This is a genomic window from Pseudomonas sp. AAC (assembly GCF_000725445.1).
GTDB classification, from domain to species: Bacteria; Pseudomonadota; Gammaproteobacteria; order Pseudomonadales; family Pseudomonadaceae; genus Pseudomonas; species Pseudomonas citronellolis.
In genome coordinates, this window is the sequence record NZ_KL647095.1 from 276,029 (window position 1) to 295,815 (window position 19,787).

Annotated in this window: 10 protein-coding genes and 1 pseudogene; 9 read left to right on the top strand and 2 right to left on the bottom strand. The window is 65.6% G+C overall.

Features of this window, described 5'->3' with window-relative positions; translation table 11 throughout:
• Window positions 1-49 precede the first annotated feature (49 nt).
• Window positions 50-697 carry a DUF746 domain-containing protein gene (locus tag FG99_RS06910; RefSeq protein WP_051878573.1) on the bottom strand — a complete coding sequence of 216 codons (648 nt, stop codon included), beginning with the start codon at window positions 695-697 and terminating at the stop codon, window positions 50-52.
• Window positions 698-888: 191 nt separating this feature from the next.
• Between FG99_RS06910 and FG99_RS06915 the strand changes: the two are divergent.
• From FG99_RS06915 to FG99_RS06920, 5 genes and pseudogenes are all read left to right on the top strand, one after another.
• A pseudogene (locus FG99_RS06915) lies at window positions 889-7,833 on the top strand (filamentous hemagglutinin N-terminal domain-containing protein); the annotation flags it as partial.
• A 977-nt stretch (window positions 7,834-8,810) separates the two neighbouring features.
• Window positions 8,811-9,299: a pentapeptide repeat-containing protein gene (locus FG99_RS31120; RefSeq protein WP_081884585.1), complete on the top strand. Its 489-nt coding sequence runs from the start codon at window positions 8,811-8,813 to the stop codon at window positions 9,297-9,299.
• A gap of 965 nt (window positions 9,300-10,264) precedes the next feature.
• Window positions 10,265-10,585, top strand: coding sequence for an Imm45 family immunity protein (imm45, locus tag FG99_RS31130; protein WP_081884587.1), 321 nt, complete (start codon window positions 10,265-10,267; stop codon window positions 10,583-10,585).
• Between the two features lie 217 nt (window positions 10,586-10,802).
• On the top strand, window positions 10,803-11,150 hold the full coding sequence (locus FG99_RS31955; RefSeq protein ID WP_141766018.1) for a hypothetical protein: 348 nt from the start codon (window positions 10,803-10,805) through the stop codon (window positions 11,148-11,150).
• A gap of 356 nt (window positions 11,151-11,506) precedes the next feature.
• Entirely contained in the window at window positions 11,507-11,899 is a 393-nt protein-coding gene (locus FG99_RS06920; protein WP_024128065.1) for a DUF2846 domain-containing protein, read from the top strand.
• A gap of 112 nt (window positions 11,900-12,011) precedes the next feature.
• Here FG99_RS06920 and FG99_RS06925 read toward each other — a convergent pair whose 3' ends face one another.
• Window positions 12,012-12,230 (bottom strand): hypothetical protein, encoded by a 219-nt coding sequence (locus FG99_RS06925; RefSeq protein WP_043268372.1) that lies wholly within the window; start codon window positions 12,228-12,230, stop codon window positions 12,012-12,014.
• Between the two features lie 324 nt (window positions 12,231-12,554).
• On the opposite strand from FG99_RS06925, the gene FG99_RS32625 reads away from it, so the two are divergent.
• The 4 genes from FG99_RS32625 (at window position 12,555) to estP (ending at window position 19,772) form a co-directional block, all read left to right on the top strand.
• Entirely contained in the window at window positions 12,555-12,779 is a 225-nt protein-coding gene (locus FG99_RS32625; RefSeq protein ID WP_156060052.1) for a hypothetical protein, read from the top strand.
• A complete protein-coding gene (locus FG99_RS06930) occupies window positions 12,758-16,363 on the top strand; it encodes a DUF2339 domain-containing protein (RefSeq protein WP_043268374.1) in 3,606 nt (1,201 codons plus the stop codon). Before FG99_RS32625 ends, FG99_RS06930 begins: the two co-directional genes overlap by 22 nt.
• A complete protein-coding gene (locus tag FG99_RS06935; RefSeq protein WP_043268375.1) occupies window positions 16,360-17,724 on the top strand; it encodes a DUF3999 domain-containing protein in 1,365 nt (454 codons plus the stop codon). The genes FG99_RS06930 and FG99_RS06935 overlap by 4 nt, the downstream gene beginning before the upstream one ends.
• Window positions 17,725-17,858: 134 nt before the next feature.
• The gene (gene estP, locus FG99_RS06940) at window positions 17,859-19,772 is read left to right on the top strand and encodes an esterase EstP (RefSeq protein WP_043268377.1); all 1,914 of its coding nucleotides are present in this window, start codon (window positions 17,859-17,861) and stop codon (window positions 19,770-19,772) included.
• Window positions 19,773-19,787 lie beyond the last annotated feature (15 nt).

Genomic DNA, 19,787 nt, shown 5'->3' on the forward strand with positions numbered 1-19,787 from the left:
ACCGCAGCATGAAGAAGGCCCCGCCGGAGCGATCCGGCGGGGCCTTTTTTCATTTTTCCGTGGCGCCTGCCCGGCTTGCGATGCGCATCCTGAAATGCTCGTCCGGCTCGCTCACGCAGCGCCGGCAAGCCTTGCACTGAAACATCCGCTTGCCCTGGTGCCTGCCGTCGACGAAGCCCAAGCGGAAAAAGTGCTCGCGGTTGCCACAGCGTGGGCATTCCAGGGCAGGCAGTTCGGGCCGCATGCCCAGCTTGACCTTCGCCTCCCACTCGCCGCTGGGGTCGAGCCTCAGCAGCCACTGGCGGAACACCCTGACCCAGCGGGACAGCATCCTGTGCGACACCCCCAGCCGTTCGCTGGCATTGGCGATCGAGCGTTGTTGCGACAGCAGGGGCAGGAACGCCTCCAGCTTGTCGCAGCGCAGGAAGCTCTGCAGCGCCGTACCGGTACGCCGGTTGAAGCCCTTGCCGCAGTGCCGGCAATTGAAATAGGGAATGCCGTTCGGCGGCCTGCCCCGGTAGCGCAACACCACCTGGTGGCTGCCGCAGTGATGGCAGGGCGGCGGTGTTGGGTCCTTGGACAGGACTTCGTCGATGTGCCGTTGCAGGAAGGCGGTCAGTGCGGGGTCTTCGTACCGGGGGATGTCCTGGCCACGGTCGAGGATGGGCAGGGCGTGGTCGAGTTGGCGGCGGGGCATGGGGCGGGCTTTGCGTGACATCGGAGCGCTATTTGAGCTGCGGCGCCGGCGCCTTGTGAATGTGCTCCGTGGGTGACTGGGCATAGTTCGGAAAAGGCCTACGTAAGGAGGCTGGAACTCCTCAAGGCCCCATGCCGAGTAGGGGAATAGAGTCCGCCGGGTCAACGATTACCCCGCGCGAGCCCCCCGATATGGACATCCGTCGCCCCTTCTATCAGGCCATCGCCAGCGCCCTGGCCGGCCTGCTGATCCTCAACCCGATAGTCACGACCGCCGCCCAGTTAGCGGTGGACGCGGCCGCCGGTGGCAACACCAGCCTGGGTGCGGCGGGCAACGGCGTGCCCATCGTCAACATCGCCACGCCCAACGGCGCGGGCCTGTCGCACAATAAATTCAGCGACTACGGCGTTGGCCAGCAGGGCCTGATCCTCAACAACGCCACCGGCAAGACCGCCAGCACCCAGCTGGGCGGAATCATCATCGGCAACCCCAACCTCAAGGGCCAGGCGGCGCAGAAGATCCTCAACGAAGTCACCGGGGCCAGTCCCTCGCAACTCAAGGGCTACACCGAAGTGGCCGGGCAGGGCGCCCACGTCATAGTCGCCAACCCCCACGGCATCACCTGCAACGGCTGCGGCTTCATCAACACCCCGCGCGCCACCCTCACCACCGGCAAGCCGATCCTGGCCGGCGAGCGCCTGCAGGGCTACGACGTGGATGGCGGCGAGATCGCCATCGAAGGCGCCGGGCTCAATGCCAGCAACCTCGACCAGTTCGAGCTGATCACCCGCAGCGCCAAGCTCAACGCCGACCTGTACGCCAAGCAGCTCACCGTGGTGGCCGGGCGCAACACGGTGGACGCGCAGACTCTGGCCGCCACTGCCAAGCCCGACGACGGCAGCGCCAAGCCGCAACTGGCCATCGACAGTTCCGCCCTGGGCGGCATGTACGCCAACACCATCCGCCTGGTCGGCACCGAACAGGGCGTGGGGGTGAAACTGGCCGGCAACATGGCGGCCAGCGCGGGCGACATCCGCATCGATGCCAACGGCAAGCTGGAACTGGCCCAGGCGGCGGCCAGCGGGGACCTGGTGCTGAAGGGCCAGGACGTGGCGCTGAACGGCCCGGCCTATGCCGGGGGCAGTGCCAGCGTGCAGGCCAGCGGTGCGCTGAGCAATGCGCAGAGCCTGGCGGCGGGTTCGACCCTCGAACTGAAGGCCAGCCAGCTCAGCAACAGCGGCGTGATCGAGGCCGGCGTCAATGCCGACAACAGTCGCAATGCCCGCGGCGACGTGGCCATCGACGCGCAGAACCTGCGCAACAGCGGCAGCCTGATCGCCACGCGCCAGCTGCAGGCCCGCGCCGCCGTGCTCGACAATCGCAACGGCCAGATCGGCGGCCAGCACATCCATATCAGCGGCGGCGCCCTGGACAACCGCCTCGGCCTGTTTGCCGCCGAACAGAGCCTGCGCCTGGACCTGGCCAGCCTGGACAACAGCGGCCAGGGCACCCTCACCAGCCGCGGCACCCTGCACGCCAACCTCGCCGGCAAGCTGGACAACAGCGCCGACGGCCTCATCCACAGCGCCGGCAACCTCACGCTGGCAGCGCAGCACATCGACGCCAGCCGGGGCGAAATCTCCACCCAGGCCGATGCCGACATCCGCACCCGGCAACTGAGCCTGCGCGGCGGGCGCCTGCTGGGCAACGGCGCGCTCGGCCTCGACCTGCAGGGCGGCGACCTGGACAACAGCCAGGGCGGGCTGCTCAGCGCCGGCACCCTGAGTTTCAAGCAACTGGGCGCGGTGGATAACCGTGGCGGCGAAATCTCCAGCCAGCAGAGCTTCGCCCTCGGCGCCCGGCTGCTGGACAACCGCGACAGCGGCCGCATCATCAGCGCCGGACGGCTCGACCTGCAGGCCGACCGGCTGCTCAACGCCGGCCTGGGCCTGCTGTCCGGCTGGCAGGGGCTGAGCGTCGGCGGCGGCAGCCTGGACAACAGCCAGGGCGGCACCCTCTCCAGCAAGGCCGGCGCGCTCGCCGTCAGCCTCGCCGGCGCACTGAACAACGCCAGCCAGGGCGCCCTGGTCAGCCAGGGGGACCAGCGGATCAGCGCGGCCAGCCTGGACAACCGCGGCGGCATCGTCTCCGCCGAGGGCAACGTCGAACTCGCCATCGCCGACACCCTCGACAACCGCGACGCCGGCCTGATCGACGCCCAGCGCCGGCTCGACTTCAGCCACGCCGCCACCCGGTTGCTCAACCAGGGTGGGCAGATCAGCGCCGGCAGCCTGCTGCTCAAGGGCCGCAGCCTGGACAACAGCGGTGGCCAACTGCTCAGCCAGGGGGCCCTGGAGGCGACGCTGAGCGGCGCGCTCATCAACGCCAACAACGCCCGCCTGAGCAGCGGCGCCGGCCTGCTGCTCAAGGCCGCCAGCCTGGACAACCGTGGCGGCCAGCTGTCCAGCCAGTCCACCCTCGAGCTGATCCTCGGCCAGGGCGGCCTGGACAATCGCGACCGCGGCACCCTGGCCAGCCAGGGCGCATTGCGCATCGAGGCGCTCGACGGCCGCCTGCTCAACGGCAACGACGGCCTCGTCCACAGCGGCGACAGCCTCAGCCTGCGCGCCGCCGGCCTCGACAACCAGCAGGGGCAGGTTTCCAGCCAGGGCGACGCCAGCCTCGCCCTGAGCGGTGCGCTGAACAATGCCCGGGGCCGCATCCAGAGCGATGGCGGCAAGCTCGACCTGGGCGCCGCGAGCACCGACAACAGCGGCGGCATCCTCAATGTCGCCCAGGGCCTGCTCAGGATCGTCACCGGCTACTTCGGCAACGACGCCGGCGTGGCCCAGGGCGTGGACCTGGACGTCAAGGCCAGCGGCGGTATCGGTAATGGACAAGGGCATCTCGCCGCCACCGCCGGCCAGGCCAAGATCGACACCGGCGGCGCAGCCCTGGACAACCGCGACGGTGGTCTCTACGCCGGCAACCAGCTGACCCTCGCCGCCGGCGACTTCCTCAACGGCAACGGCAAGGTCGGCGCGAAAGGCATCGACTTCAGCCTGCTGGGCGCCCTGAACAACGACGGCGGCCTGATCGAAGCCGGCGACTGGCTGAGCCTCGACGCCGCCAGCCTGAGCAACGCCCAGGGCCGCCTGCGCGCCCTGGGCCAGAGCGGCAGCACGCGGATCGTCACCCGTGGCCTGCTGGACAATCGCCAGGGCACCCTGGAAACCGCCGCCGACACCCTGCAACTGAGCGGCGGCGCCCTGCACAACGCCGGCGGCACCGTGTTGCACGCCGGCAACGGCCAGTTCCTCGTCGACCTGGGGCAACTCGGCCGGGCCGGCGGCCACTTCATCACCCAGGCCGCGCTGGACATCGACGCGCCGGACTGGACCCTGAACAGCAGCTTGCAGGCCCGCCAGCTCAGCCTCAACGTCGACCGCCTGCAGCTCGGCAGCGACGGCCAGCTGCTGGCCGTGCAGGGCCTTGACGGCAGCGGCGGCCACTGGCGCAACGACGGGCTGATCGCCAGCGACGCCGGCCTGAACCTGAACCTGAGCGGCACCTACGCTGGCGCCGGGCGCCTCACCAGCCTGGGCGACCTGAGCCTTGGGGCGAGGCAGGTCGAACTCGGCGCCGCCGCCAGCATCGCCGGCGGCAGCGCGGCCAGCGTCACCGCCAACGGCCTGAGCAACCACGGCCGCATCAGCTCCGCCGGCGACCTCGGCGTGCGCGTCGCCAGCCTCGATAACTTCGGCAGCCTCGGCAGCGCCGCCGGGCTGCGCGTGGAGGCCGGCAACCTGCTCAACCAGGGCGGGCTGCTGTTCAGCGGCGGCGACATGGCGCTGCGGGTCGGCACCCTCAGCAACCGCGCCGGCGACCTCTACAGCCTCGGCAACCTGCACATCGCCGCCAACGACCAGAACGGCTGGGCGGCCAAGGTCGAGAACGTCTCCGGCAGCATCGAGAGCGCCGGCGCCCTGACCCTGCTGGCGCAGGACTTCGACAACCGCCGTGGCGACGACTTCCGCATCGGCCAGCGCATCGTCGCCGGCAACATCCGCATGTACGCCGACGACCTGTGCGACGGCAAGGGCTGCGAATTCCGGTTCCAGTCCTGGGAGCGCTACGAGGACGTCATCACCCAGGACTCGCCCCAGGCGACGATCACCGCCGGCGGCGACTTCGTCTTCCGCGGCGGCGCCTTCGCCAACCTCTACAGCAGCATCGCCTCGGGCGGCGACATCGACATCCAGGCCGCCCGCTTCCGCAACCAGGGCGCGGCCGGCGGCGTGGAGCGGCACCTGGACGGGGCCTTCTACACCCGCACCGACGCCTACTACTGGACGTTCCGCGACAACCAGGAGCTCTACAACCGCTACAACGACCCCAACTCGCCGGACTACGACCCCGGCGCCCTGAGCCGCCAGCAGGTGCTGGAATCCGGCGGCTACCCGGAACACAACTTCCACAACCTCATGATCTCCGAGGTGCAGGTGTCCGGCGCCCCGGCGGCCAGCGCGGTGATCCAGGCCGCAGGCAACGTCAGCATCATCGCCAGCGAGCAATTCGACAACAGCGTGGTGCGCCGCGACGCCGGCGCCCAGAGCATCGACCCGCGCGACGTGAGCACGGCCACCGGCGCCGCCACCGGCCAGTTCGCCATCACCTCGCAGCTGCCGCCGGACCTGGCGCAGCAGCAGGTCAACCCACTGGAGCTTCCCGGCTTCAGCCTGCCCAGCGGCGGCAACGGCCTGTTCCGCCTCAGCGGCGAGGACGGCAGCGCCGGCGCCGGGAACGGGCCCGATCTCGCCGGCCTCGGCCAGGGGCTTTCCCGCGTCCAGGGCGTGCCGGGCAACGCCGCGCCGGGCAACAGCCACAAGTACCTGATCGAGACCAATCCCGAGCTGACCAGCCTGAAGCGCTTCCTCAGCTCCGACTACCTGCTGGGCCTGCTCGGCTACGACCCGGACCAGGCGCAGAAGCGCCTGGGCGACGGCCTCTACGAACAGCGGCTGATCCAGCAGGCGCTGGTGGCGCGCACCGGCCAGCGCTTCATCGACGGCATGGCCAGCGACGAGGCGCTGTTCAAGTACCTGATGGACAACGCCATCGCCTACAAGGACCGCCTCAACCTGACGGTGGGTGTGGGTCTAACCGCCGAACAGGTGGCGGCGCTGACCCACGACATCGTCTGGCTGGAAGAGGCCGTGGTGAACGGCGAAAAGGTACTGGTGCCGGTGCTCTACCTGGCCCAGGCCGACAACCGCCTGGCGCCCAACGGCGCGCTGATCCAGGGCCAGAACCTGAGCCTGATCAGCGGCGGCGCCCTGAACAACGCCGGCACCCTGCGCGCCAGCGGCGACCTTAGCGCCAGCGCGGCGAACATCGGCAACAGCGGCCTGATCGAAGCGGGCAAGCGCCTCGACCTGCTGGCCACCGAGAGCATCCGCAACACCGCCGGCGGCATCCTCAAGGGGCGCGACGTCAGCCTCACCGCGCTGACCGGCGACGTGATCAACGAACGCAGCATCACCACCCTCGACCTGAGCGCCGGCAACGACCGCATCCACAAGGAAATCGCCAACGCCGCCGCCCGTATCGAAGCCAGCGGCAACCTGGCGATCAACGCCGGGCGCGATCTGCTCAGCGTCGGCAGCGCGATCCAGGCCGGTGGCGACGCCCACCTGCAGGCCGGGCGCGACCTGCGCCTGGAGGCTGCCGGGGAAACCGACAGCGCCGATTTCCAGAGCCGGCGCATGCAGGGCAGCCTCGCCAGCACCACCCAGCACGCCAGCGAAATCAGCGTCGGCGGCAACCTCGATGCCAGCGCCGGCCGCGACCTCACGGTCATCGCCAGCCACATCGACGCCAAGGGCGACATCGCCCTGGGCGCCGGCCGCGACGTCACCCTCGCCTCGGCGGCGAACGAAGAGCACAGCCAGACGAAGTACAAGGGCGGCGGCAAGAAGGTCGAGCAGCAGGACGACCAGGTGCGGCAGCAGGGCGCCAGCCTGAGCGCGGGCGGCGACGTGGTCGTCAGCGCGGGGCAGAACCTCACCCTGGTGGCCAGCCAGATCAGCGCGGGCAACGAAGCCTACCTGGTGGCCGGCGACAAACTGGAACTGCTGGCGGGCTACGACAGCGACTACGCCCTGTACAGCGAGGAGAAAAAGGGCGGCTTCGGCAGCAAGAAGACCCAGCGCGACGAAGTCACCGACGTGAAGGCGGTGGGCAGCCAGATCAGCGCCGGCGGCGACATCACCCTGCTCAGCGGCGGCGACCAGAAATACCAGGGCGCGAAGCTCGAAAGCGGCAACGACATCGCCATCGTCAGCGGCGGCAGCGTGACCTTCGAAGCGGTCAAGGACCTGCACCAGGAAAGCCACGAAAAGAGCAAGGGCAACCTCGCCTGGCAGTCCGCCAAGGGCAAGGGCCAGACCGACGAAACCCTGCGCCAGAGCCAGCTGATCGCCCAGGGCGAACTGGCGATCAAGGCCGTGGAAGGCCTGAAGATCGATATCAAGCACATCGACCAGCAGAGCGTCGGGCAGACCATCGACGCCATGGTGCAGGCCGATCCGAATCTGGCTTGGTTGAAGGAGGCCGAACAGCGCGGGGACGTGGACTGGAACCGCGTCAAGGAGGTGCACGACTCCTTCAGCTACAGCAGCTCGGGGCTGGGCGTGGGGGCGCAGCTGGCCATCGCCATCATGGTTACCTACCTGACCTGGGGCACTGGGAATTCGGCGCTGGGCGTTGCCGCCAAAAGTGCTGCAGGTGTGGCCGCGAACTCGGTAGCGGCTGCTGTGGCCAGCAACGCCGCAATCAGCACCATCAACAACAAAGGTAATCTGGGCGCGGTTGCCAGGGATGTCACTTCAAGCGACAGCCTGAAGGGCTATGCCATTGCCGGGGTCAGCGGTGGCATCGCAAACGCCAATGTCGGACTGCAACTGGCAGTCAACTCCGCCATGAAGACCGTCCTGCAAGGCGGTAGCTTCAAGGACAATCTGGCACAGGCCGCTGTCAGCCTCGCAGCCAACGCGCTGTCTGGATACATCTACCAGAACGTGGGAGCAGAACTGGTCGGGACGGGACTCCCGACCAAAGTTGCCGTGCACGCCATCGTAGGGGGGCTGATTGCAGAAGCTGCCGGTGGCAGCTTCGAAACCGGGGCTCTGGCTGCGGGGGCGAACAAGGCTCTGATCGAGTTGGTAGGGAGCGAGATTTTCCCCGGCGAAGCCCATGATCGCGTACTCGCCATGACATCCCAGTTGGTCGGGATGACCGTTGCGGCCATGGCCGGTGGCAGTGAGAAAGAACAGGAAAAGGCCGGCTGGGTAGCTCAGCAAGGCACTGTCTACAACTACCTGCGTTATCACGAAGTCGAGCAGATGTTGGCGGAAAGGGCAGCATGTGCTGACGCCGAATGTCGTCTTGGTGTGCAGAAGCGTTACGCCGAGCTTGACCAGCAACGCAACGAAGAACTGGACAGCCTGTGTAGCCGGGACGTCAAGGCTTGCACGTTGCTATCTGCTCAGTTGATCCAAGATGCTCCTAAGCTGCAGGAACTGTCTCAGCAGCTGAGAGATCAAGGTGAGAGCGGCGCCGCATTGACTGTGGGATGGACAATTCCCCAAAGCAATCAGGCGGCGCAGGGGCTCATTGCCAAGGCGGTAAAAACTGAAGAGAGTGGCGTCAGCGCTGGTGTCATTTCTCAGATTGGTGAATTGATTGGGGCCGCAATTGGGGCTGGCTCTGTAAAAGGAGCTAATACTTCTAAAGTTCCGTTGGTCACGAAGGGCTCTGATGTAACGCCCGAAGTAATTCAGAAGGCTCTACAAGGCGATACAGCTATTAGTGCACAGAATTTCGTGTCACTGCCCGCGATTCAGCGGTATGTTGATCGTCTTCTTGCTGGTGAGGTGGCCCCAGCTATTAAAATGGATGGGAATGTAATAGTTGACGGGAATCATAGATATATTGCGGCAAAGATACTTGGGCGTGAGCCGGCGGTGACTCCTGGAGTTTTATCGTCAAGCAAAGCTAATCAAGTTAAGCCTGTTGGTGATATAAAAATTGATCTGGTAGATTGGGGAAATAAATGATTAGTGTGAGGTTCGAGACGGGTGATGTCGTTGAGTTTCCTTTTGATAGTTTTGTTGGGGCAGACTTCAGTAAAAGTGCTTTGCATCGAGCAATATTCGAGAGGTTGGATGCGACTAATGCTGATTTTTCCAAGGCAAATTTAAGGAATTCTGTTTTTGATTATTCTATTTTGAATAGAGCAAAAATGACCAGGGCGGCACTTATGAATGCAACATTTGATCATGCAAAAATGGTGGGTGTGGATATGTCAGGTGCAGTTGCAGTTGGCGCAAGCTTTACTAAGGCAAATCTTACTATGTCAAGTTTAAAGGGTGCTGATGTGGGAGGCGCTTGCTTTAAGGGAACTGATTTGTCTGGCGCCAATGTCGATGTGAAAAGAATAGGTGAGGCTGACTTTTCTGGTGCGATCTATGATGAAAGAACTATTTGGCCGATTGGTTTTGATCCACAGTCTCATGGCGCTATTAAAGTATTAGTGAAATGACGAAGAGAAAGTGAGAGGCAAGAATGGAGTCTTCACGGTCTTGAGTTCGAAAAGGGGACCGCGAGAAGGGATGTAGCTAGGGTATGAAACGTATAGTTGTGAATGGTCTTAGGCTCTCCAGTGATAGCGGTGTATGGGGAGTGGAAGGAGGGGGTGAGCTTTTTCAGCTTAAAGAGCAGGGGGGGGTTGGAGGGTTATTAGCCTTCTCGGGACCGAAAAAGATTTATTTTTCCTGCTCTAAAGCTGGCTGACTGGACAGGATTAGGGTGTGAGAAATGAATCTTTTTGAAAACAGTAAAAGAATAGGTTGAATTTTAGGGGCAGTTTTCAAATGGCTTGACTTGAATGAAAAAGATGAATGAGAGTAAGGATTGGGTTTGTCGAGGAAAGAGCATCTCCGAACTAATATCTGAATTGGAATCGTTTGAAGATAGGGAGCTTGCTGTTGAGCTGTCCTTGGATGGCGGGGCCACCTCTCGGCCTATTAGTTTGATTGGGAAGAAGAGCGGTAAGTGTATTCTGATGTATGTTGTAGAGCAATTGGATTGAGAGGTTTTTATTTTTCTTGGGAACAGTGTCGGACCGCTTTCCGATATAGGGAATTTGCTAAGAATGGCAATTGCCGGCAGCTCTGCAAAGGCTCTTTTATAAGAGGAAAATCTGCTGCTGAGTTTGAAAAAGTTTGGTTAAGCTCCCGCAGGGAGAAAAGTTGTTCAAGTTAAGATGGCTGCAGTTAGCGTGGCGGCAGCAAGTGGGATGGTGAAAGATAGTAGTTTGTCCAAGATGAATGGTCGTGACGTATACAAGGAAAAGAACGGGTATTTGTTTGCTCTTGGATACTCAACATGGAAGATTTGAAATGGTTAATCCAAAAAATGGAAGGCATCTTGGGGAGTTTGATTTTGACTTCAATAAAACAAAACCCGCCGATAAAAATGGCAGCCATGATTTGAAGATGCGGTGATATGAAAGAGCCTGTTAAGCTTATTGACTCGAAGGATGCTGCTATCTGGCGTGGGAATGTTTTTCGGGTTAAGGGAAAGTATCCATATGAAGAGTGTGTTGATTTCATGGTCTTTGAGACTCTCTCTGAGGAGAGTCCTTATGGACTAATGGTGACGTCTGGGTACAAGGCTGGATTGATACTAGTCTATTTGCCTGGCGAAAGTTCTCATCCCGCAGGTGGATTAGATAAGGGTTGGGTAGTGGAAAACTGGAGTAAATGGATATATCCAGACTGTAGTGTGGCCGATGTATGTCTTTTGGATAGGTATGTAGTGGGTTAACTCGGCCTGTAAAGTAACTGAGAGTCTTGAGGGGAGATAAAGCAAGAGAACGAATGTTTTGGATGGGAGGATAGGGGAGTTTCTTCAAATCGAAGGCTGATGATTTTGAACTTAAGTGGAGGCTTTTTTGTACTTGAGGTGCGTCTCTATAAAAGGGAAGGAGATTCCCTGTGAGTATCGGTATTGGGGAGAGTTCGATGACACGGAATACTCCCCATTGGTTGTTGGCGAAGAGTATTTAGTCTATGGGTTTGCTTGTGTTCATAATCGTATTGATTATCTTGTATATGCTTCTGGAGCTGTTTTGTGGGCCCCAGGTTTCCTCTTCAAGGTCAAGAATAGAGAGATTCCCCCGGATTGGGTCTTGAATCTTACGGTGAACGATCCATCTTATAGCCAGCTGCTGGATGAATTTGGTATTTGGCTGATTTGTGGTTATAAAACGCTTGCCGAAGATTTTGCTCATTATGTTGGTGTGTTGGAACGTGGGAAGAGTGATTTGAAAATTTTCGCAAGAGAGAAAGAAAAGGTTGAGAATTGGTGGCGCGAAAGGAAAGAGGGTTAAGTGGCGAAGTGTCGACGAAATAAGGTATGAATTTATTTCTTATGCTCCACTGAACAGGATTAGAATAGAAAAATAAATCTTTCCCTTTTTACTTAATTAAGAATCCGATCAAGTCTTTCAGATGGCCTTCCAGACGGCATTCAGGGTAAAGTTTTTGGCCTTTTGCCATCACTGCCGAGTCGATCTTTCGACGCGCCGGCATTGGCAAGGGCAGGCACTGCCGTTGCCTCTGGAAGAAAGGGCGGCGGCTACAACCATATGGAAAGGGAGAAGTCGTTGTGAGAATGCTCAAACTGCTTGCGCTGGCCAGCATCGCGCTTATCTATGGCTGCGCCTCGGCGCCGTCGATGGAGAAAATGCAGGCGGAAGTTGCCGGGTACGAGTTGCCCAAGGCTGCCACTGCCGACCAGGGGCTGGTCTATGTGGTGCGGCCGAGTAACGCTGGTGGCCTGGTGCGCTTCAACGTGTTCCTGGATGACCGCGAAGACGCCTCGGAGATGGGCTACAACCGTGGCAATCAGTACATCTATTTCTACGTCGAGCCAGGCAAGCACACCATCAGTTCCAAGGCGGAAAACTGGGCGGACCTGTCTTTCGAGGTGCGGGCCGGCGAAGTGGTGTTCATCAAGCAGGAAGTGGAAGTCGGGATGCTGATGGCGCGCAACAACCTGGTGCTGCTTGGCGATACCGAGGGCCGTTACCTGGTCAAGGATGCCAGTTTGGGTAGCGTGGCCAAGGAACGTAAATGACCAGCAGGGAGCAGAGAGACGGATTCATCTTTCTGCTCTAGATCCGAAACTGCGTGGGTCGCGGAGCGAAGCGTCATCCGCCAACGGCGGATAACGCTTCGCGTTATGCGCCCTACGGTCGGGTGCGTTGCTCGGCGTCGGCCGCCAGGTATTCCAGCGCGCTGAAGGTGCCGTCCAGCACTTCCTCGGTGGGCGCGCCCAGGTCCGGCGCGCCGGCCAGCAGGCGCAGCAGGTTGACCAGGGCCGCCTGGCGGGATTGCGCGGCGTCGTAGAGCTCCGATGGGGCGGTGCTTGTCAGGGGATGGGGTAGCACTTGGGCTGCAAGGTTCATGGAGTGGGCCTCTTGTCGATGGGGTTTCCGCCTCCTGACGCCAATCAGGGAGGGCGGACCGTACAGGTTGGCGTACCGGGACAAGGAAACCGGCGCATCCGAAGATGCCCCGCACGGCCCGCCCATAACGCAGGTGCAGCCATGCACGACGCCGAGCGGATGCCCATGCGCCTTCTCTTGTCCATCGGGACGCCAATCCCGAGCCGCCCTGTTGAGCGGCCGAGCCACGTTAGGGCGCTACCCCAAGGCTGTCAATCGGAGGCGGCAATAAAGCGGGGGAGCCGTATCGGCAGGAGACACGCGTCTCGGACAAGGAGGCGCTTCATGACCCTTGCCGATCTGCTCGGGCTCGACGCTCGCGCCCAGCCGATACTGCCGGTGCCTGCCGTTCCTTGTGCTTTGTGGCTGGCGTCCCGGCGCTGGCGTCATATCCTGTGGAATCAGGGTGCCTGCGCCGCGCGGGGCTATATACTCGGAGCCTTGCGCGCCGCTGGATGGGTGCGTTTCCCCTTCAAGGATGTGAATGCATGCAATGGATCTTCATGCTGATCGGCCTGGTGCTGGGCACCGCCTGGGACGAGTCGATCACCGATGGCCTGGTGGGCGCCGGGCTGGGGCTGCTGTTCGGCCAGGCGCTGGCGCTGCATGGCCTGCAGCGGCAGAACGCGGCGCTGCGCCGGCAGCTGGAGCAGTTCGCCGAGCGGTTCGAGGCGGGTACCGAGGCGTTATACCAGCGCCTGCTGCGCCTGGAGCAGGGCGGGGCTGCGGCGCCTGTGCCGCCCGCCGAGCCGGCGGAGCCCGTCGTTGCGCCGGAAGCCGTCGCCGAGCCTGAGCCCGAGCTGGAATGGGAGATCGAGCTGCCCGAAGCGCCGGCTGCGAGCACAGTTGCGCCTGACTGGTCGTTGCAGCCCCAGGAGCCGCCGCCGGCACCGATCCCGCCCGTCGTCGAAGCCCCCGCGGCGCGCGAAGCCTCTGCCTGGGAAGCCGAACCGGCCGCTCCATCCGGTCCTTCCTGGTTCGACCGTGCCTTCGGCGCCGCGCGCGACTGGCTGTTCGGCGGCAATACCGTGCTGCGCGTCGGCGTGCTGCTGCTGTTCCTCGGCCTGGCCTTCCTGCTGCGCTACGCCTCTGAGCGCGTGGTCGTTCCCGTCGAGCTGCGCTACATGGGCGTGGCCGCCGCCGCCATCGCCCTGCTGGCCCTGGGCTGGTGGCTGAGGCACAAGCGCGCGACCTACGGCCTGCTGCTGCAGGGCACCGGCATCGCGGTGCTGTATCTGACGGTATTCGCCGCCATGCGCCTGCATCCACTGCTGACGCCCGGCCAGGCCCTTGGGCTGCTGGTGGCGGTGACGGTGTTCTCCGCCGTGCTGGCGGTACTGCAGGACGCCCTCGGCCTTGCCGCCGCAGCGGCCCTGGGCGGTTTCGCCGCGCCCATCCTGACTTCCACCGGCGCCGGCAACCACGTCGCCCTGTTCAGCTACTTCGCCCTGCTCAACGCCGGCATCTTCGCCATCGCCTGGTTCCGCGCCTGGCGCCTGCTCAACCTGATCGGCTTCTTCGGCACCTTCGGCATCGGTTTCGCCTGGGGACTGCGTTCCTACACGCCGGAGCTGTTCGCCAGCACCGAGCCGTTCCTGCTGCTGTTCTTCCTGATGTACGTGGCCATCGGCCTGCTCTTCGCCCGCCGCCGCCTGCGCGAGGCCGCAGGCCTGGAGGAGGGCGCCGGGCGCGACGAGACGCTGCGCTGGTCGCTGCGGCAGACCGACTACGTCGACGGCACCGTGCTGTTCGGTGCGCCGCTGATCGGCTTCGGCCTGCAATACGCGCTGATCCGCCATCTGGAGTTCGGCCCGGCGTTCAGCGCGCTGGCGCTGGGGCTGTTCTACATGGGCCTGGCGCGCCTGCTGGCCGGGCGCACCGCCGGCCGCGCCCTGCTGCTGGTGGAAGCCTGCCTGGCGCTGGGCGTGGTGTTCGGCAGCCTGGCCATCCCGCTGGGCCTGGACGCGCGCTGGACCTCGGCGGCCTGGGCCGTGGAGGGCGCCGGCATCTACTGGCTGGGCCTGTGCCAGGGGCGGCGGCTGGCGCGGATGTTCGCGCTGCTGCTGCAGGTGGGCGCGGCCATCGCCTTCCTGATGGGCTTGCAGCCGGGTGTGGATAAGCTGCTGGACGGCGCGCCGCTGGGGGCGTTGATGCTCGGCGTGGCGCTGCTGTTCAGCTACTGGCAGCTGCGCCGCCACGGCGACGCCGGCCTCTGGCCCTGGGAACCGCGCTGCCAGCCGCTGCTGGCGGCCTGCGGCCTGGCCTTCCTCTATCTGATCGCGCCGCTGTGCTTCGCCGTGCCGGGCACCGCCATGGCTTGGGCCCTGGCCGGCCTGGCCACGGTATTCGCCGGGCTGCGCCTGGGTTCGCGGACCTTCCTGTTCTGCGCCTTCGCCGTGCAGTTGCTCGGTGGCGCGCTGTTCCTCGCCGACCTGCGGGCGGCCGACGGCGGCGCCGGGGTGCTCGGCAGCGGCTGGACCGGCCTGTTCGGCGCCAGCCTGATCGGCCTGGCGCTGATCGCCGGGATGATCCTCGCCGCGCGCGACCCGCTGGTGCGCGACGACCGCCGGCTGATGCTCGGCCTTAGCGCGGTGCTGCTGGCCGGCCTGGCCTTCGTCAACCTGGCGGTGCTGTTCGTCCTGCCCTGGCGCAGCGCCGCGGCGGTATGGGCCGGCAGCGGCCTGCTGATCCTCTGGTTGAGCCTGGCCTTGCAGCAGCGCGCGAGCTTCGTGTTCGGCCTGCTGCTGCAGGTGCTGGGCGGCGCGGCGCTGCTGTTCGGCGGCTCGTCATTGTTCGCCGGGCTCTCCGGCGAGGGCCTGACGCCCCTGGCCCACAGCGGCTTCTGGTGCCCGGCGGTGCTGGCCCTGGCGGCGCTGGTCGGCGCCTGGCGCCTGCACCGGGCGGGGCAGGGCGGGCAGGCGCTGCAACTGGGGGCGCTGACCCTGGAACGGCTGTCGCAGTTGCTGCTGGCCTGGGGCGCTGGCTGGTGGGCGCTGACCGCGCTGTGCGAGATCGCCCGCTTCGTCCCGGCGCCGCGGCGCGAGCACGTCGCCCTGCTGGTGGCGGCCGTCAGCGTGGTGCTCTGGGCCTTCGTCGCCCGCCGCGAGCAGTGGCGGGCCCTGGCGCTTGCCTGCCTGGCCCTGGCGCCGGCGGGCGTATTGGCGCTGGCCAGTGCATGGCAGCCGGAGTACCAGCCGCTGGGTGAACTCGGCTGGCTGGGCTGGGGCGCGCTGTTCGTGGCGCACTTCTGGTCGCTCAAACGCCTGGAACCGGTGCTGCCGGCGCTGCCCCTGCGCGGCGCCCACGTGCTCGGCTGCTGGCTGTTGCTCGCGGTGCTGGCGCTGCAGCTGCGCTACCTGTTCCTCGCCCTGGCCGAGCACTACAACGCCTGGCGCTGGCTGGGCTGGGCGCTGGTGCCGAGCCTCTACCTGATCCTCATGGGCGCGCGCCGCACGCTGCCCTGGCCGGTGGCGGCCTTCCCTCGCGAATACCGCGCCCTGGCCGCGGCGCCGGTGGCGCTGGCGCTGCTCGGCTGGTTCTGGCTGGTCAACCTGGTCAGCGACGGCGCGGCACAACCGTTGCCCTACCTGCCGCTGCTCAACCCGTTGGAGCTGGGCATGCTGATCGTGCTGGCGGCGGTCTTCCAGTGGAGCCGCGAGGGCCTGCCGCAACTGGGCCTTGCCGGCGAACAGGTGCGCCTGCCGGCCCAGGTGCTGCTGGGCGCCTCGCTGTTCGCCCTGCTGACCCTGGCCGTGTGCCGCACCGCGCACCACTGGGGTGGCGTGCCCTTCGCCCTGGAGCCGCTGCGCGAGTCGATGCTGGTGCAGGCCGGGTTGTCCATCGTCTGGACGCTGATCGCCCTGGGCCTGATGGTCGGCGGCCACCTGCGCGGGCGGCGCGACCTGTGGATGGTCGGCGCGGCGCTGATCGGCGTGGTGGTGGTCAAGCTGTTCTTCGTCGAGCTGGGCAACAGCGGCAGCCTGGAGCGCATCGTTTCCTTCATCGGCGTCGGCGTGCTGCTGCTGGTCGTCGGCTATTTCGCCCCGCTGCCGCCGCACCGGGTGGCCGGGCAACAGGAGCAACCCCCCGCATGAAGCTGGCTTCCCTCATCCTCTGCCTGGCCGCCGGGCTGGCCCAGGCCGCGGAAACCCCCGCCGACTACCCGCAGCAGGTGCCCCTGCGCCTGCAGGGCGAAGGCCCCTGGTACCGCCTGCAGGTGCCGATGAGCGTGCAACTGGCCGCCGCCCATGCCGACCTGCGCGACCTGCGGGTGTTCGACAAGGAGGGCGAGGCGCTGCCCTACGCGCTGAGCGCGGTGGCGGCGCAGGGCAGCAGCACCGCCCATGAGTCCGCGGCCCGGTTGTTCCCGCTGTACGGCGCCGAAGCCGACCCCGGCCGCCAGCCCGGCCTGCGCATCCAGCGCAACACCACCGGCACCCTGGTGGAAGTGCTGCCCGACGCGGCGCCCGCGCCAACGGGCGAGCGGCGCAGCGGCTGGCTGCTGGACGCCGGCGACGCCGACTTCCCCTTCGAGCGCCTGGCCCTGGACTGGAGCAGCGAGGCCGAGGGCTTCCAGCATTTCCGCATCGAGGCCAGCGACGACCTGCAGCACTGGCGCAACTGGGGCGACGGCCAGCTCGCCCGCCTGAGCTTCAACGGCGAGCGCATGGACGTCAGCGAGGTGGCCCTGCCCGGGCAGAAGGCGCGCTACCTGCGCCTGTCGTGGCCGGCCGGCAACGCGGCGGTGACGCTCAAGGGCGCGCGCCTGCTGGGCCGCACCGACCAGGCCGCGAGCACGCCGCTGGTGTGGTCCGAGCCCATCGCCGGGCGCCGCGAGGTAGACGGCAGCTACCGCTGGGACCTGCCTCAGGCGCTGCCGCTGGAGCGGGTGCGCTTCGAGCTGGGCACTGCGGCGCAGCACCTGATGGCGCCGGTGGCGCTGTCCGCGCGCAAGGCAACCGGGCAGGGCAGCCGGGACGACTGGTACCCGCTGGCCCGCGGGGTGCTCTACGACCTGCCGGTGGACGGCCGCCAGGTGCGCCAGGACGAACTGCTGCTGGCCGGCCAGCCGGTGCGCCAGCTGCGCCTGGTCACCGACGCGCGCGGCACCGGCCTGGGCGACACGGCGCCGAGCCTGCGGGTGGCCATGCGTGCCCGCGAGCTGGTGTTCCTGGTGCGCGGCAGCGCACCCTACCAACTGGCCCTCGGCAAGCGCGACGCCACCTCCGCCAGCCTGCCGCTGAGCGTGCTGATCCCCGGCTACCAGCCGGACAAGCCGGCCCAGGTCGGCCAGGCCAGCCTGGACGGTGCCCTGCAGGCCGCTCCGGCGGAAGCCGCCAGCGCCGGCGACGGCAGTTGGAAGCGCATCGGCCTGTGGGCCGTATTGCTGGGCGGGGTGCTGCTGCTGGGCGGCATGGCCTTCAGCCTGCTGCGCGGGCAGCGCGCCGGCCAATGAGCAAATACCGCGAAATGGAGAAATTACGCCAGCTTATGTAGGGAAATGCGTCAAGAACGCTACTCTGCGCGATTGTTCTGATACTGTTAACGGCGTTGCACTCTACCTATAAGAAAAAGCATGGAGTCAGCCGTATGATCAAACAGGTGCTTTCACCCCTGGCCGCCGCCTGCCTGCTCGGCATCGCCGGTCAGGCCCTGGCGTCACCTTCCCCGTATTCGACCCTGGTGGTGTTCGGCGATAGCCTCAGCGACGCCGGCCAGTTCCCCGACGCCGACGGCCCCGCCGGCGCCTCCACCCGCTTCACCAACCGCGTGGGCCCGACCTATCTGGACGGCAGCGGCGAGGTCTTCGGGCCCACCGCGGCGATGATCCTCGGCGGCAAGCTGGGCGTCGCCGCCGGCGACCTCGGCCCCTCGACCTCGCTGGTGAACGCCGCCGAAGGCCTGCCGGATGGCAACAACTGGGCGGTGGGCGGCTACCGCACCGACCAGATCTACGACTCCATCACCGCCGCGGGCGGTTCGGTGGTCAGCGCCAACGGCCAGACGCGCACCCGCGACGGCTACCTGGTCGGCCGCCTCGCCGACCCCAACGCGCTCTACTACCTCACCGGCGGCGGCAACGACTTCCTGCAGTTCCGCATCACCGACGATCCCTCCGCCCGCGCCGCCGCCGGGCGCCTGGTGGACAGCGCCCAGGCCCTGAGCCAGGCCGGCGCGCGCTACATCATGGTCTGGCTGCTGCCCGACCTGGGCCTTACCCCGGCCACCAACGGCACCGTCCTGCAGAGCTTCGGCACCCAGCTCAGCGGCATTTTCAACGAGGAGCTGGTCAGCCAGTTGGCCAGCAGCGGCGCCAACGTGATCCCGCTGAACATCCCGCTGATGCTCCAGGAAGTGCTGGCCGACCCCGGCGCCTATGGCCTGGCCACCGGACAGAACCTGGTGGGCACCTGCTTCAGTGGCAACAGCTGCCCGGAAAACCCGGTCTACGGCCGCCACGGCAGCAGCCCCGACCCGACCAAGCTGATCTTCAACGATGGCGTGCACCCGACCATCGCCGGCCAGACGCTGATCGCCGATTACGCCTACTCGGTGCTGTCCGCGCCCTGGGAAGCCACCCTGCTGCCGGAAATGGCCCACGGCACCCTGCGCGCCTACCAGGACGAACTGCGCAGCCAGTGGCTGGCCGACTGGGAGAACTGGCAGGGCGTCGGCCAGTGGCGTGGCTTCGTCACCGGCGGCGGCCAGCACCTGGACTACGACGACCAGGACAGCGCCGCCAGCGGCGACGGCTTCGGCTACAACCTGACCCTGGGCGGCTCGCTGCGCCTGGACGACGCCTGGCGCGCCGGCATCGCCGCCGGCTTCTACCGGCAGAAACTGGAGGCCGGCGCCGAGGATTCCGACTACAAGCTCAACAGCTACCTGGGCAGCCTCTTCGTGCAGTACCAGCAGGATCGCTGGTGGGGCGACGCCGCGGTGACCGGCGGCTACCTCGACTACGACGAGGCCAACCGCAAGTTCGCCATCGGCCCGCGCACCGTCGAGGAGAAGGGCGACACCAACGGCAACCTGCTCGCCTTCAGCGGCCGGATCGGCTACGACATCGCCCAGGGCGGCGAGGCCTGGCACCTGTCGCCCTTCGTCAGCGCCGACTGGGCGCGGGTGAAGGTGGACGGCTACGACGAGGGCAACGCTTCCACCTCGCTGTCGTTCGACGAGCAGAAGCGCTACTCCCGCCGTCTCGGCGCGGGCCTGCAGGGCAAGTACGCGCTCAGCGAGCAGACCCAGCTGTTCGGCGAAGTGGCGGTGGAGCGTGAATACGCCGACGACACCCAGAACATCGGGATGGCCTTCACCAGCCTGCCGGCCAACGGCTTCACCCTGCAGGGCTACACCCCGCAGAGCCACCTGCAGCGCGCGACCCTGGGCTTCGCCCGGAAGCTGACCCCGGAACTCTCGCTGCGTGGCGGCTACAGCGCGCACCGCAGCGACGACGACCTGCAGCAGGGCGTGAGCCTGGCGCTGAGCCTGGACTTCTAAGGCCGCATGCCGGGC

Coding starts and splice junctions, on each gene's coding strand:
- FG99_RS06910 (WP_051878573.1), bottom strand. CDS start 697: ATGCCCCGCCGCCAACTCGACCACGCCCTGCCCATCCTCGACCGTGGC.
- FG99_RS31120 (WP_081884585.1), top strand. CDS start 8,811: ATGATTAGTGTGAGGTTCGAGACGGGTGATGTCGTTGAGTTTCCTTTT.
- imm45 (WP_081884587.1), top strand. CDS start 10,265: ATGAAAGAGCCTGTTAAGCTTATTGACTCGAAGGATGCTGCTATCTGG.
- FG99_RS06920 (WP_024128065.1), top strand. CDS start 11,507: ATGCAGGCGGAAGTTGCCGGGTACGAGTTGCCCAAGGCTGCCACTGCC.
- FG99_RS06925 (WP_043268372.1), bottom strand. CDS start 12,230: ATGAACCTTGCAGCCCAAGTGCTACCCCATCCCCTGACAAGCACCGCC.
- FG99_RS32625 (WP_156060052.1), top strand. CDS start 12,555: ATGACCCTTGCCGATCTGCTCGGGCTCGACGCTCGCGCCCAGCCGATA.
- FG99_RS06930 (WP_043268374.1), top strand. CDS start 12,758: ATGCAATGGATCTTCATGCTGATCGGCCTGGTGCTGGGCACCGCCTGG.
- FG99_RS06935 (WP_043268375.1), top strand. CDS start 16,360: ATGAAGCTGGCTTCCCTCATCCTCTGCCTGGCCGCCGGGCTGGCCCAG.
- estP (WP_043268377.1), top strand. CDS start 17,859: ATGATCAAACAGGTGCTTTCACCCCTGGCCGCCGCCTGCCTGCTCGGC.